This is a genomic window from Vibrio intestinalis, from assembly GCF_025195085.2.
Lineage (GTDB): Bacteria > Pseudomonadota > Gammaproteobacteria > Enterobacterales > Vibrionaceae > Vibrio > Vibrio intestinalis.
The window spans coordinates 112,842-128,552 of record NZ_JANAVY020000001.1 but is presented as its reverse complement, the minus strand read 5'-3'; the positions used below and the strand labels follow the sequence as shown (position 1 = coordinate 128,552).

Sequence of the window (15,711 nt, the reverse complement as noted above, 5' to 3'; positions counted from 1 at the left end):
ACTCGTCAATTTTCGCCCTTTCATGTTTCTTCATCACAAATTTATTCATTACTTCGAGCTTTTGGTCGATTTGCCGCTGCAGACATTTACTTTCCAAATATCTCTGCTTTTATTATTTAAGTAGCTGACAATAATAAGGAATTAAGCCGATGAGGATGCCCATTTCAACACTCTCTGCTGCACTACTTGCAAGCTTTTCAATTCAAACTCATGCCAATGAATGTGGTGAATTCACCATTGCGGATATGAACTGGAACACCGCGAGTTTGATGGCGCATGTTGACCAATTTATCTTAAACGAAGGGCTTGGTTGCAGCGCTGAACTTTTACCGGGAGATACCGTCCCCACCGGAACGTCAATGATTGAAAAAGGCGAACCTGACATCGCGCCTGAAATGTGGACTAATGGCATTAAAGAGGCGTTAGACAAGGGCATTGCCGACAAACGCTTGCGCCTTGCTGGTAAGGCTTTCTTAGACGGTGGTCAAGAAGGTTTCTGGGTACCAGATTATTTGGTTGAGCAATACCCAGAAATGAAGACGATTGAAGGGGTCATTAAACACGCCAACGTATTTACACACCCAGAAGATGATGAGAAATTTGCCTTCTATAGCTGCCCTGCCGGTTGGACATGTCAAATTACCTCTGGCCACTTATTTGATGCCCTTGGTTTAGAAGACCATAATTTTGAGATGATTGATCCCGGCTCTGGTGCGGCATTGGCGGCGACCATCGCCAAAGCGTATGATCGCGAAAAACCATGGTTTGGCTATTACTGGTCACCAACTTCGGTATTAGGTAAATACTCTATGGTCAAAGTCGATTTTGGTAGCGGTACAGACATTGATGAATTTCGTAACTGTACCACTCAGCCGGAATGCCTAGACCCTAAAGTGACCATGTATCCTACAGCACCGGTTTATACGCTCACTACCGAAGAGTTTGCCCAAAACGAACCAGTGGCTTTTGCCTATTTTGAGCAACGTGGATACACCAACCAGTTGATGAGTGAATTGTTAGCTTGGATCGAAGATAACCAAGCCGATGCAGAAGAAGCCATGTACTACTTTTTTGAAACCTACCCTGATGTATGGAAAAGCTGGGTTTCTGCTGAGGTCGCACAAAAAGTAGAACAAGCTCTTTAACCCTTTGCTTTAGGACGATAAAAACAGCCCGATTGAATCTCTTCAATCGGGCTGTTTATTTACGCTATATCAGATTTAGGGAATAACTAGGCTTTTTGGTCCGTGTATTCCACTTGCTCTTCTTCTGCGTGCTCGTCACCTTTGGCGATAAGGCCCGAGATAACGCGTGATAGCATCAATGTAACGATTGCCGCAACCACCGCCATAATGGCGAGATTATAGAAGTAGCTACCGTAGACTTGCTCTACCACTTCAGTGGTTAGTTCAATGTCTTTTGGCAACGCAATCTTAGTTGAGATTACCGCCGCCAAAATGCCACTCAGTGACAAAGTAATTGAACGCAGGCCAATGGCAAACGCAGATAGGTATTTCGGTACCATCTTGAAGATGAAGCCCACTGCTAGTGCGCCAACAATCAACTCACCAGCTGCTTGGAAGAAGTGCGTCCAGAAGATCCAATCCGCTGCTACTTTACCGTGTTCGTCGATGTTTGAAGTCGACAAGCCTAAAATCGCAAATGCAATCGCACTCGCAATGAACGCAGCCGCAAATTTAGAAGGGATGCTGATCTCAATGCCCTTCTTATCTAACCAGCCATAAATCATCATGGTTGGCGCGCCTAGTAAGAATACCCATAACGGGTTAAACGCTGCATTCGATTCCGGTTTAATTGGGATAATGCCAAACAGTGAGCCATCCATCATATTGATGGCATACATGTTCATTGATGTCAGCATTTGACCGTAGTAGAAGTAGTAGCAAATCAAAATGACCAACATAACCAACACTGCAAGCATGCGGTAGCGATAGTACGGTGCGGCTTGTTTGATTTGTACGCAGAAGTAAATCAGCGCCATTGCGCCTAATGCGTACAGGACATTTTTACCAAGATCCAGATTGTCGAACATGAAGAAAACCACGCCCAACATCAATAGAGAACCAATGATGAATATAGCCCAATGCTTCATTGGAACTGGTCGTTTATCGATATCATTACCCACTTCAATCAATTGCTTGCGGAAGATGAAGAACAGAATCAAAGTCAATGAAATCGAAATGCACGAGATAAAGAAGTTACCGTTGTACGACACATACACCAAGATGAATGGGAAAATGTACTTAGCAATGAACGAACCCAAGTTGTTGATTGAGTAGTTAAAGGTTAAGCCTTGTTGGAACGCCTCGTTGGTCTCATCTTTGAACGAGTTACCCAGTAGAACTGTCGGGCTGGTTGAAGATAAACCGCGCGCATAACCAATTAAGGCGATGGCGAAGATACTCATGCCCACATTGTATGTAGAAGCGGCACTACCCAATAGGCCAAAGCCTAATGTATAGATGGCGTAACCAATATACACAGCACGGAATGAACCTATGTATCGGTCTGCGGCCCAACCACCTAATGCCGAGAATACCGGCCCTACTGCACCAAATGCACCTAGCATCATGATGGTGTCAGCTTCACTGTAATTTAGCTCTTGTAAAAAATATTTCGTTAATAGTACGTATGTACCATAGAATGCCGCGCCCCATAGGAATTGGCGAAGGATGAGGACTCGCGCAACAAATGGGATTCTTATTGTTTTTTCCATAACATTATCCAAATTAACTCGGATGCTGTAGGGATCGTTTCAGCTTAGATGGCTAGAGGCCGACAATAACGTTGGGATGAGGCTGTCACTACACGACGGAGGTTGATTTAAATTGCGAATTTAGAGCGATTTGTATCTGTGCCGCGCGCGATTTGGCGTTTCCTTGGCAATTATCTGAACGCTAGTTCTCTTTTGTGAAATATATATCTCCCTACCCCTAACTAGCTCAGTGTAAAACTTCATGACACTTTGCAACTCAGGCATTAAGAACTATTAACAATCAAATAAGTAGCATTTTGTAACAATTACAAGAGCTGGTGCACAAATTTACTTGGATCACATTATTATGCAAACAATATCCTAAGAGTATTCACATAAATCAGTTACATCAACGACACAAAACAAACATTGTTATGTATTTTAAATGCCTAAAAAAAACAAAGCCCGCATCTGCGGGCTTTGAGCTATATATCATCAACTTATCATCTACATTTCTTGCGGTTTGATGATTTCATTCAGTAGTGATGTGAGTTCATTACCAGTAATTGAAGGGCCACCACTACCGTCGATGCCATCAATTTGGTCAACCAAATCATCAATCTTAATCGACTGAGTTTGACCATTGCCGCGATCGATAGTCAGCTGAATGTTGTTGTCATCAACTATGGTTGCAGAAATATCGTCTAGCAATTGCTCCATGGTTTCGTTTGGTTGAAGCAGATCGGAGATATCAATCTTATCTTCGTTAACCGTGAAATCAGTAATGACGTCTAGGCCTCCATCCAGATCGCTATCCATCCATACAAAGATATCACTACCCTCACCGCCAGATAATATGTCGTTACCTTGTCCACCAATCAGGTGGTCATCACCCGCACCACCGAACAAGAAGTCATCCCCGAGTCCACCATCTAAGATATCATCACCTTGATGGCCCATTAGGATGTCATCGTTATCCGTACCTACGATGTGATCATCACCGGTAGAACCATTTTTATTGTATGAATCCGCTTTAACGCTACCATCCGCGCTGACATTGAGGCTCACTACATGTTGTGACTCCTCGCCCATGGCGTCTGTCACTGAGTAAAGCACTTCATAGCCAATCGCTTCGTTCACTGGGATATCAGCTGCACTTGGATCTGGCTGGAAGAAGTACGAACCATCTTCTCGAATACGCAAATCACCGTGTTCGGTATCAATGACTAACTCACCGTTATCAAGCGTCGCATCAACCGTAGGACGAGTAACCGTACCATCGGTATCGACTTTTTGTAGCACTTCGAGTTTACTCGGGTCTAACACCACCGCGACAGCATCAAGGCCGGTAATCATAGCCAGCAATGCGCCCATTTGACCTATAGTCGGGCGAAGTTTAGGTAAATCAGCTTTGATATTAGCGTCCGGAATATAGACAATTTTGCCATCTGCGCCTGCAACCTCGCGTAAATGAGCTTCCGGTATGTTAGACGGAACGCCGACACCAACCGACGTCACATGCTTATCAGCAATGAAAGCATCCCATGTATCGTTGGATGTATCACTCCAACCCGCATTCATTCGGCCATCACTCAAGAAGAAAATCTGGTCATTGGTGTTGGTTAGGCCAGATACCGCTGCGTCGTTGTAGCCATTCATCACCGCATAAACAGCCTCTTCGTAGTCCGTCGCTCCGCCAATCGCAAACGGAGCAGAACTGTTACCCTGAGCAATGTCATCCATTGCCGTCTCTAATTTACTAATGGCGTCAGAAACAGAGCCCCACTGCATAGGCATCGCCTGAGAGTCGTTACTTAATTTGTTGTCAAAGTCGATCAATTGAACTAGCACATCTTCTGAGCCCTCCTGCTCTTGAATGTTTTTGAGTAGCTCAATACTCGCTTCTAATACCAACTCCATACGCGTCATGTCTTTCTGTGGATGGCCCGATTGATCATAGAATGGTTTAGTTCCCATACTACCCGATGAGTCAATCACTAAGCTCATCACCGTGCGAGGCGTTTCACCACCCTGATCGGCGTAGATATCTTGCAGTGACGCCGCGTTTTCAGTGGTTGTCTCACTGTCATTGTTCGCGGTTTCTATCGCAGTGGCTGACACATCAATATCTAACACTGAACCTTGTGGATGGGTAATAACAACATCATACTGCTGCTGCGCAGCCCCAGTCACAGGAAGCTCCCAACCGCCTGCGCCCGCTTGGCCGACAGGGTTACCTTGACCATCAGTCACTAACGCACCATTAGGCAGGCCAGCAATGATGACCGATTGAATCTGTTCGCTGCCGTCTGTATCAGGCGTGGTTGCGATAATGGTCACAGGCGTATCAACATCACCATTGTTTACCTCACTTTCACCAAACACAATCGACACGTCTGGTACCTCTGCAACCGGAGTTACAGTAATGTTCAGAGTATCGCTTGCGCCCGTGTTTGTGGTGTAAACCACTTCTGGCAATACGCCTGACCAGTGATCTGCTGGCTCAAATAGGTAATCACCATTTTCACTCAGGGTAAACGTGCCCGCACCGTTTGGTAAACTAATCGCTTCACCGATGTTGTAACTCACGCCACCGATCGTAGCCGAGGCAACATAAAGCACGTTGTCTGAATCAACATCGTCAGCTAATAGATTACCGGCTACATCACCGCTATCTTCATCGACAACGTGAGCATTTGATGCTGTTACCGTCGCTTGGTTCTCATGCACGACGACTTCAATCGTGCCATAGGCATTGGCCTCGCTGGTTGAGTGAATCTCATCCGCTGTGGCGGTAATATCAATGGTGAATTCGCCGTAATAACCTGCCGGTGGCAGTATCGTTAGCTCAGTAAGATTCCAATCGGTTACATCGACCTCACCACTATCACCTACGGGAACGCTGTTGGTACCATCACTTAATACCGCATCTTTAGGCAAACCACTTAACAATACCGTCAGCTCTTCTGAGGTATCAAGGTCGTTCAGTGAACTTGCGATATCTGATAATGGTATTTCAGTATCTTGCTCACCTTCGTTATAGCCATACACTTCGTATACGTGCTTACCATCAACGATTTGTAGCTCGGATGTACGCAAGTCAGTGGCATCAAGCGCGGCCTCATCGGGTACAACAGATAGATTGCTATTGCTTAAATCGACTGCTGGCTCGCCATTAATGGAGACATCAATGTTGAAATTACCAGGGCCATTTTGGTTATGATGGTAAACCTCGATTGGGTAATAACCATTAACCGATGGAACAAATGCTCCGCCTTGGATTTCCCCACGGTTTACACCCCAGCGAGCCTCATCGACCACTTCACCGCCTACCTTAATCGCCATACTATCGTCAGCGCGACCGACAAAGTCGTATGATTGCCCCGCTTCTAGATAAATTAAGCCCGTCACAAGCACTGCGGTATTGGCAACCGTGGCATATTTGGCTGTATCTTGCAGGTTATCTATGGTTGATGTGGACGCATCGGCTGAATTCAAATCTGCGAACTCATTAATCAAGGTGGTACTATCTACTCCTTTACCTACCCCATAAATCGGGTCGACTACCACACCGCCCCAACGCTGCATAGTGAAGCTTTGTTCAGGTAGAACAAGATCCGGCGTTGTAATGGTAAGGTTTGGTATATCCGCCTCTGGAGTAACATCGATAGTCAGTGTCATTTCATCACTGCGCGCATCGCCTTTCTCTAGGACAAAGGTTAGGCTCGAGTAATCTTGTTTTAAATTACCTTCACCAGCGTCAGGATAATCATCATGACCGGTTTCATTGAGCGTTGGCGTAAAGCGTAGGTTACCCGCATCGATATCCGTTACATCAATACGATCACGCTCTTCGACTACTTCCCACACATTTGGTGCAGTTTGTAACTCATAAGTACCATGCTCTGAAAGCTCAGTGATAAACAAGGTTGCATCAGTATCTGTGATACCTAAATCAGCAAGACTTATTACATGGACATTGTCTTCGACAATTTCGATCTCCTTGCTTTGTGCATCAAGCACTGGCAACACAGTGACATTAATGATTTGATTAACCGATTCAGGTACCCCTGGCGCATTATCTTGAGAAGTGACAATCACATCCAAAGGATAAGTGCCCGGTTCTGGTGACATAATGAAAAGGTCGTCTAGATTATTGCTCCAAGCACTCACATCAACTAGGCCGTCAACATCTGGGTCTAGCACTGAGCCATCTGGCGCCTTAATTTTCGAACCACCAGGCAGGTCTGACAGATCAAGCTCTACCGTAAGTTGCTCTGAACCATCGGTATCAACAAGGTTTGCGTTAATATCGCTCAATGGAATGTAGCTGTCTTCATAGCCAACATTATCGAGTGTTTCGAGTTTGATGTTATCAAGCAACGCACCATAGCTGTTGGTTGAAGTTTCAGACTCAAACACAATTTTATAATCGCCGTCTGCTGGGGTTGCGAAGTTAACCGAAACATCATTCCAATCTCGATTTTGACTATCGTCGAACTCAAACAGGATGGTTCGATTGCCTTGACCGTCTTCTAGGAAGATGGTCATTGGTGAATCGTCAACACGGCGAGCAGCAACATCAAGCGATAGGTTATAGAAATGACCAGCTTCGCCCGTAAACTCGGTAAACAAGTTGTCATCACCATTGCGGCCTTCTAACTCAAATACGTTGTTGTCTGGGTCGCCGCCTCGGCCTAGGTAGACATTCTCTTGCCCAACCTCCGTATAGTCACGGCCTCCACGATCATTTTCGGTACCCCAAGTACCCTCTGCGCCATCTGAGATGCCCTCCACCGTATCCGCAGCGGTTAACTCGTTTGAATCAACGTTGCCGCGCCACGATCTGTCGCCCAAATCAATTGAGTCGAAGTTATGGAACGAAAGAATGTCCGCACCTTCAACTTCGAGTGTTGGAGCATCGGTCACCGCGCTGACATCCACATCAATTTGATGTTGTTCAATCAGCTCATTGGTTGCGGTAAAGCCATCCACATCTAGGCTGAAGTCTTCATCGCTATGTAGCGGTGGCGTGATAGCTAAGCCATTAAGCTGTGCAGGCGTCAGTGAAGCCACACCATTTGAAATTGCAATCGGATTAGCATTGCTTTCAAGGCTCGCACCATCAGGAATGCCTTTGATTTGGATCTCTGTTACTGAGCTGTCTTGCGGCAGTGTAATGGTTAGCGGAATTGCGTTATCTTCATCGCCGCTTGCGTTTTCCCCAACCGTTAGATCAGGGACTTCAATTACTTGTACTGTTGTGGTTGCGGTATTTGACACGTTACCGGCATTATCCGTCACCGAAACTTCAATGATGCGGTCGGTTTCATCTGGATTTTCACCGCTGTTTTCAAAACCAATACCTTTCAATAAGGTTTCAAATGCATCAGCGGATAAACCATTAGGATCATCGGCCACTATAGACAGCACGATAGTGCCATTAGTAACGGTTGGTGTAATGGTAAAGCCAGTCGTATTGGCTGGTAGCACCAAGGCATCATCAGCAAACTTATTAGTTAGCGTTACTTCCATTGACTTAATACTGTCTTTATCATCAAAGATATCAGCGTCAAGGTCAGCAATCGAAACCGGATCATCGCCCTCTGTAAAGGTGGTTTGATAATCGACGTTGTCATCGAGCTTAGTCACTTTAATCACTAAGTCGTTGTAGTCGTCATCATCACGAGGATGACCAATTTGATCATCAAAGCTCAGAACGGTCTCGCCGTCGTTACCTTCTGACACTCGAAGTGTGGAGTTTTCACCGTGAGTTGAGTAAACGGTTTGATTCGGCGCAACATTACCGTCTATGAGTAGCTCGCCCGCATCATTCACTTCAAACACCGCGTTGTCAGGTGCATTTGCGATTGCGTTGCCACCATTTGGTATTAAGAAGTAGCCAACATTATCCAGCGAATCTAATTGACCAAGCACTGGGTCAAAACCATTACCACGTGAGTCATGGGAATTTTCCATCAGAATCACAAGCTCTTGCGTGTCTGAGGTTTCATCGTAAACATAGTAGCCGAAGACATTTTTATAGCCCGCGCTTTCGCTGACAAATTCAATTTGATATTGGCTGCCATCCAAGTCGAGACTAGGCGCTTCGTTATCGGCAATGGTCGCAATACCTTCTTCACGACCAACTTGATACTGAGTACGTGCATCTAGTAAGAATTGCTCACCGTCATCAGCGACATTATCGTTATTTGTTTGTACTTTAACGGTAAAGTCAGTTTCACCAGCGGGCAACGAGAATCGGAAATGACCACTGTTATCAATATCGAGTGTTTGTGTGGTATTACCAAATTCCACCACCACCTGAGCACCATCATAATCCTCAGGAGAAGTTGCATTACCCTCATTGAGCGACATGACAATGTTCGTTGGGGTGGTGCTTGGGTTTGACATAGTGACATCAAATTCAGCTACGCCGCCTTCCTCAACCGTTGGCTCGCTGATTGAATCAATGGCCGGTCGATCATCGTCACCTGAGTTTGGCCCTTGTGGCCCAAAACTACCGTCATCAAATATTGCTACTCGGCCTGAATCGTTACCGGTCGCCCCTTCAACACCTTCAGCAAGAAGTTCAAAACGTTCGACGCCTTCATATATTGGCGCGCCGTTATCATCCGTGGTTGGAATGGTAACGCGAACTTCATCCACTCCAGCAGGCAATACGACATCGCCATTTGGCCCAACAGTCAAAGTTTGCCAGCCAGCGTTTGTTTGATGCTCAACGACCATGTTACCGACATCGTCCGGTTCGGTAGATAAGTGATTAACGGACAGATTGATTTTTGTCGGTACTTCCGTTTCGGTTGTGAGCGAAACAGTAAAGACCGCATCATCACCTTCACTCACACGGAGATCATCAGAAACTTGGACTTCTGGGATATCGACGTTTTCAATTGCGCCAGATGCTTCAATTGGTGCATCACCCGGCAGACCAAGGGCTAATGTGTAATCCTCGGTCAGTTCGTAGATACCGTCCACCAAGGTTGGAATGATGACAGAAAAATTACTGACACCAATCGGTACAACTAACTGACCAGAACCTTGATCATAAGTCACGCCGTGAGTGAAAAACGCATTACTTAAATCAACATCGCTATCTGTTGCTGTATCGCTAGGGTTACCAAAAGTGACGTCGTAACGCCCCTCTTCTAGCGGTCCACCATCAAGAGTAACTTGGAAAACTAAGCTATCACCTTCCTGCACGGAATCATCAAGCAGTGTAATACCATCAACTCCGACAGGTTGTGGCAATGGATTCACAATGATAGAAACCGTTGCTTCACTAAAGCCGCCTTTATCATCTGTTATCACATAGTCAAAGGTAGTTGGCCCGGTAAAATCATCGTCTAAGTCTATATAGACCATGCCATCTTCGATGCGAATATCAGCGTTGTTCACCTCAGAGACATGAGTAAAGCGGATATTGTCACCATCTGGATCAGCATCGTTACCGAGTAATTCGCTAATAGGAATCGCGAATTCTTCCCCTTGATTGGCCGCATAAGCGCCACTGCTAGAGGCTGTGAAACCGGTTAAGTAGTAGTCGGAAGAGTCTTCACCTTGAGCGGGGTGATTAACAAAATCTACCGCTTCAAACACGATACTATCAAACGCCACGCCACCTAAGTCATCGCTATCAAAACTATACTCGCCAGCTTTGCGGCCCTCATTGGCTACAAACATACCGCTAGCGACTGGATTATCACCTAAATAGGCAACCCATTTGCCCTGTTCATGATTGCCTTCACCGCCTTCTTTTCGTACTAGGTTGTTAACGGAGAAGGTAAATTCGGTCACCGGATTATCCAATTCAATTTTGAACTGCTCCGATTCTCCGTCAGTACGGTTAAATTGTAATTGAGGACCGGGGCCGCCATTTTCGTCACCCGCAACACCACGCTTCACACCACTTTGACTGATCGCGCGGTCATCACCTTGGTAACTGGCACTGATTGCTGCCCCATCATCCTCCCAAGAATTACTATTGTACTCACCTAATGCAACAGAAAATGCCACTGGATCATCAGTTGCAACTGGCGGCGCGTTGTCTGCCTCACCAAAGGTGACAGTGCGTTCTTCACTGACATTGTCGTCTGTATCCACAGCGCGGTAATCGATGGTGTCATCACTTGGGTTGGCTTCAAAGGATTTAAGCTCCCAGTTACCATCACCGATAGTGGTAAATTCAACTTTAGTGATTTTTGCATCATCGGAGGACTCAGAAGCTGAAATAGTCAACTCTTGAAATAAACTTGATTCACCTTGCGGCTTGGTCACTTCTTTAACTATGGTGCTGCCATCATCGAGATAAACGGTAATTTGAACCATCGTTGGGTGCGATGGATGATTCTCTTGGAACCAACCGCCCATGCCATCTAAACCGACCGTGATCGATTCTGCCGGGCGATCTGTCATATCAATTTGGATGGTTTCGCCTTGGTTGATACCATCGCCCCCGCCGACACCTAAACCATACCCAACGTGGCCTTTGTCACCAAAGTACTGGGTTAACGGTTTATCATTATTGGAGATGGCACTGATGGTGATCACGTCGTCGCTATCTTCAAAACGCAATTCACGTTTAGTTGGGTCACCATCGACGGGTTGACCCCAGTTAAGGAAATTACTGGTACTTTCATCGCCCGTCATTCCATCAGGGCTTTCATCAACACCTAAGAAGAAACCGGTCGATTCATCATCATTTTGGTAGGTAAAGCCGTTAGGGTCGAAAGTATTGAGTGAGCCAATCACATCGCCATTGGCATCAAACTGAGTTAAATCACTTTCAGTTAACGGCACTCCGTTATATAGCAAAGTGCCAGAATCGGGCAGATCAGTAATCACCACACGAACGGTGTCGCCAGCGGCATCATCTTCGTCATCAGAGATTTGGTCTTGCGACGGTGTGGCACTATCAAACACGATTGGCGCACCACCATTTGAATCGAGTTCAACAGTAAAGTCTTTCGCTTCTGGTGGGTTGTCTTTACTGTCATCAATCAGAGTGGTTTGACTGGCATCGGTTAATGTCAATGCTTCGAATAGGTCAACACCACCAGAATCAGTTACTGAAACAACTGATACTGTGAATGCTTGCCCCTCTTCATACTCTTCATCTTGAATAGTCTCGACCGTAAAGTTTGCCGTATAACCGTCAGCATTCACAATTGCTTGCGTCTGTTCCGTAATATCAGTCCCGTCAGCATTGGTGTAGCTATACGTTAACGTAATAATATCTCCGACACCTGCGATCCCAGTGCCAGGATTACTCGGGTCAGTCAAGGTAATTGTGTAAGGCGTTGTAGTATCTCCTTCCATAACACTTTCAGGACCAGTGAGTGTTACGACTACTGGATCTCTTGGATTTTGTGGATCGCTTCCATCTTCATCAGTGATCTCACTCGTTGCACTGGCTTTACTAGCCGAAGCATCGACGAGTTCAAATGCACCGTTATCACTGACATTGCCTATTGTTGCTGTGATCGGCTCACCGCCTTCATTAAATACATCATCCACCGCATCGACCGTAAATTGAGCGCTGCCTGTATCACCAATGGTAAAGCTATCTGGCAGTGCACTGGTATCAAGACCGCCTGCTGCGGCGCCTGTCCATGTCAGTGAACCCGACACTTCGGTACCGGCAGGTGGCGTGACGTCATTGCCTTCACTGTCGACCAGCTTAAGGGTGTAAACCAGCTCACCGCCTTCAGCGACACTGGTCTTATCGACACTGATTTCAACATAAACCGTATCTGCGCCATCGGGTTCGGCTTCATCGGTAATCGCACTATCGACGCTACCTTTAGTAGCTGAAGCCGCCACAGCCTCAAACTTGTCATTATCGGTAACGTTACCCACCGTCGCTGTGATCGGCTCACTGCCTTCCAGTAAGAAGTCGTCCACCGCATCGACCGTAAATAGAGCGGTGCCTGTATCACCAATCGTAAAGCTATCTGGCAGTGCGCTAGTATCAAGACCGCTTGCTGCGGCGCCTGTCCATGTCAGTGAACCCGACACTTCGGTACCGGCAGGTGGCGTGACGTCATTGCCTTCACTGTCGACCAGTTTGAGGGTGTAAACCAGCTCACCTCCTTCAGCGACACTGGTTTTATCGACACTGATTTCAACATAAACCGTATCTGCACCATCCGGTTCGGCTTCATCGGTAATCGCACTATCAACGCTACCTTTAGTAGCTGAAGCCGCCACAGCCTCAAACTTGTCATTATCGGTAACGTTACCCACCGTCGCTGTGATCGGCTCACTGCCTTCCAGTAAGAAGTCATCCACCGCATCGACCGTAAATTGAGCGGTGCCTGTATCACCAATCGTAAAGCTATCTGGCAGTGCACTGGTATCAAGACCGCCTGCTGCGGCGCCTGTCCATGTCAGTGAACCCGACACTTCGGTACCGGCAGGTGGCGTGACGTCATTGCCTTCACTGTCGACCAGCTTAAGGGTGTAAACCAGCTCACCGCCTTCAGCGACACTGGTCTTATCGACACTGATTTCAACATAAACCGTATCTGCACCATCCGGTTCGGCTTCATCCGTAATCGCACTATCAACGCTACCTTTAGTAGCTGAAGCCGCCACAGCCTCAAACTTGTCATTATCGGTAACATTACCCACTGTCGCTGTGATCGGCTCACTGCCTTCCAGTAAGAAGTCATCCACCGCATCGACCGTAAATTGAGCGGTGCCTGTATCACCAATCGTAAAGCTATCTGGCAGTGCACTGGTATCAAGACCGCCTGCTGCGGCGCCTGTCCATGTCAGTGAACCCGACACTTCGGTACCGGCAGGTGGCGTGACGTCATTGCCTTCACTGTCGACCAGCTTAAGGGTGTAAACCAGCTCACCGCCTTCAGCGACACTGGTCTTATCGACACTGATTTCAACATAAACCGTATCTGCACCATCCGGTTCGGCTTCATCCGTAATCGCACTATCAACGCTACCTTTAGTAGCTGAAGCCGCCACAGCCTCAAACTTGTCATTATCGGTAACATTACCCACTGTCGCTGTGATCGGCTCACTGCCTTCCAGTAAGAAGTCATCCACCGCATCGACCGTAAATTGAGCGGTGCCTGTATCACCAATCGTAAAGCTATCTGGCAGTGCACTAGTATCAAGACCGCCTGCTGCGGCGCCTGTCCATGTCAGTGAACCCGACACTTCGGTACCGGCAGGTGGCGTCACATCATTGCCTTCACTGTCGACCAGTTTGAGGGTGTAAACTAGCTCACCGCCTTCAGCGACACTGTTCTTATCGACACTGATTTCAACATAGACGGTGTCATCGTTCGAGGGTGTAGTTTCATCAATGATTGAAGATTGATCATCATCACTGTTGTTAGAAACATAATCACTGTTAACATCAGCTTGTAGCGTTACTGTCTCTTCACCTTCAAGTAGCTTATCGTCGAAAACCTTAATAAACACTTCCAACTCAGTGTTACCGGCAACAATAGTTAAATCATCTTGAGTTAGTAGACGAAAGCCACCTTCTCCATCAGACACATATAATGCGTCTTCGTAATCAACGCCCTTAGTCGCTGAGTCTGAACCTGCGCCTAAGGTTAAAGTTAAGTCGACATCTGGCTTAACAACCTCATCGATACCCACAGTAAATGATAGGTATGCGCCTTGCTCCTCAGTGACAGGGTCACCCGCTTCAACATAAAGCTCTGCAACCGCTTCCACTTCCACATTGACTGTGACTAGATCAAAGCCACCATTACCGTCGGATACTTGAATAACGAACGTATCATCAACACCATCCGGATTATCCGGTGATACGTCTTCACTGTTACTGTTAAAGCCTTCGTCCGGCGTAAACACCCAAGTGCCATCCTGATCGATAGTCACGCTACCATTAGCAGGCTGAGTCTCAATTGAATAAGTTAAATCGTCACCGTCTACATCGGTTGCATCAACAGTACCACCTATCGGCTCATCTTCTTTGGTTACAACATTGATATCGCCAAGCAGAATTTCTTCGCCGTCAACGAAATTTGGCGCATCGTTTACAGGGTTAACACCAATATTGATCTGAAGATTATCGAAGCCGCCATTACCGTCTGAAACCGTGACACTAAACGCATCAGGGCCGTTGTAATTGAGATCTGGTGTGTATGTCCATGAACCATCAGGGTTCACTACTACATCACCATTGGCTGGGTCCGAAAGTTTGGAAAAAGTCAGTACATCGTTTGGGTTTGCATCCGTAGCCACTAATTGTCCATCAAGAGGAGTATCTTCGTCAGTAAACACGTTTACGCTGTCATCTTCCGGGGTGAGCGTAAAATCAACAAAAATCGGGTCTTGTTGGAAAGAGCGGAACTGCTCTAATAACGAAAGGCTTTGGGTTTGGGATATTTGCGGTGCATCGAAACCTTGGGTGTCGAAGTTGGTTTGCGCGATCAGTTCTGCTGCATCACGAACGACCGTTCCTGAGTCAGTCAAACTTGAACCACTGTCTTCACCGGCTGCGGTTTCTTCCCCTTCACCTGGGGTAATATCTTCACCGTCTGCTAAAGCTTGTTCCACCTCTGCGATGATGTCATTCACTTCTTGGGTGACATCTAACGTTTCATTATTTTCGCCGACTAGCTGAATAGCGACTTCATCAGGGTTTAGCTCAGATCCATCTGGAGCAATGAGTACTTCACCTGGTCTTGGTGAATCTCCTTGTTGGAGTATACGAATGTTACCATCCGCATCGATTGCAATAATTTGTCCACTTGCCACATTGCCCATGGCAATAAAAGTTCCAAAACCCATGGTGACCCCCGGTCCTTTAGTCAACCCAATACACACGATGAACGCATGGTCACTTTTCCAATCATGACCATACGCCTAAATTTCTTCAGCCCAAAGGTAATAATCAAACGTTAAAACTACCTTGGCTACTGGATTAGTTTAGTTGCTGTTACTAGATTTATCCTGTTTTAGCACTCATTTGTTACATA

3 protein-coding genes are annotated in these 15,711 nt (G+C 46.5%); 1 reads left to right on the top strand and 2 read right to left on the bottom strand.

All coding sequences use genetic code 11. The annotated features are described in order from the left end of the window. Positions 1 to 155: 155 nt before the first annotated feature. Positions 156 to 1,145, top strand: a complete 990-nt coding sequence (locus MU515_RS00515) for a glycine betaine ABC transporter substrate-binding protein (protein WP_432816128.1) — start codon at positions 156 to 158, stop codon at positions 1,143 to 1,145. A gap of 86 nt (positions 1,146 to 1,231) precedes the next feature. Here the strand turns inward: MU515_RS00515 and MU515_RS00510 are convergent, their stop codons facing one another. Both MU515_RS00510 and MU515_RS00505 read right to left on the bottom strand, forming a co-directional pair. After that, positions 1,232 to 2,737: a peptide MFS transporter gene (locus tag MU515_RS00510; RefSeq protein ID WP_260258403.1), complete on the bottom strand. Its 1,506-nt coding sequence runs from the start codon at positions 2,735 to 2,737 to the stop codon at positions 1,232 to 1,234. Positions 2,738 to 3,223: 486 nt separating this feature from the next. Then, the gene (locus MU515_RS00505; RefSeq protein WP_260258402.1) at positions 3,224 to 15,523 is read right to left on the bottom strand and encodes an Ig-like domain-containing protein; all 12,300 of its coding nucleotides are present in this window, start codon (positions 15,521 to 15,523) and stop codon (positions 3,224 to 3,226) included. Positions 15,524 to 15,711: the final 188 nt, after the last annotated feature.